Consider the following 1001-nt stretch of genomic DNA (forward strand, 5'->3'; position numbering starts at 1 on the left):
GCTTCGACATCCCCAACGAATTCGTCGTGGGTTACGGCCTGGACTTTGCGGAGAAGTACCGCAATCTGCCGTTCGTCGGTACTCTCTCGCCCCACGTGTACGGCGGCTGAGAGCAACCCCGCGTCTCCCGGCCGCCGCGTCGGACGGGGACCCGGATGGCCCGTGGCGAGCGTCGGGAACCCTTCGGGGATTCCCGCCGTTGGAGCAGGAAGAGGGGAATCCCGGGCTTCATTGTTCCGCACCGGCACGGGCGCCGGGTGACAATGCTGGGGTACCGTCCGAAGGCAGTCGGTTTTCGGGCCAGTAATACACACCGTACGCACGACCAGCCCTCCAGAGGGCGTTGTGCCTCACTGTGGCAGGAGGGACGGGGCCTTAGGTGGCTCCGTGTGGATGGACGTGAAGCGATACTTCCGTGGGCCGGTCATGTGGATCGTGCTGGCCGTCCTCGCCGTGGTCGTGTTGATGCAGGTCGTCGGCTCGTCCGGCGGCTATAAGACGGTGGACACCGGTCAGGTCGTCAAGGCGATCGCTGACAACAAGGTGAAGTCCGCCGAGCTGACCACCGGCGACGAGAACAAGATCAAGATCGAGCTGTCTGGCGACAACAAGATCGCCGGCTCCAACAAGATTCAGGCCAGCTACATCGGCGACCAGGGCGTTGACCTGGCGAAGAACCTGCAGGCCAAGTACCAGACGGGCGAGATCAAGGACGGCTACACCGTCTCCCCGTCGAAGCAGAACCCGTTCGTCAGCGTGATCATCACGCTGCTCCCCTTCATCCTCATCCCGGTCATCTTCCTGATCCTGATGAACCAGATGCAGGGCGGCGGGTCCAGGGTGATGAACTTCGGCAAGTCGAAGGCGAAGCTGATCACCAAGGACACCCCCAAGACGACCTTCGCGGACGTCGCGGGTGCCGATGAGGCCGTCGAGGAGCTCCACGAGATCAAGGAGTTCCTCCAGGAGCCGGCGAAGTTCCAGGCCGTCGGCGCCAAGTT

General features: G+C 63.2%; 2 pseudogenes. Both read left to right on the forward strand.

Annotated features, from left to right (window positions below):
* Positions 1–110, forward strand: a pseudogene (locus AB0I03_RS27260) (hypoxanthine phosphoribosyltransferase); the annotation flags it as partial.
* 283 nt (positions 111–393) lie between these two features.
* Positions 394–1001, forward strand: a pseudogene (locus AB0I03_RS27265) (cell division protein FtsH); the annotation flags it as partial.

Origin of the sequence: Glycomyces sp. NPDC021274, assembly GCF_040641195.1 — a bacterium.
Classification (GTDB): domain Bacteria; phylum Actinomycetota; class Actinomycetes; order Mycobacteriales; family Micromonosporaceae; genus Glycomyces.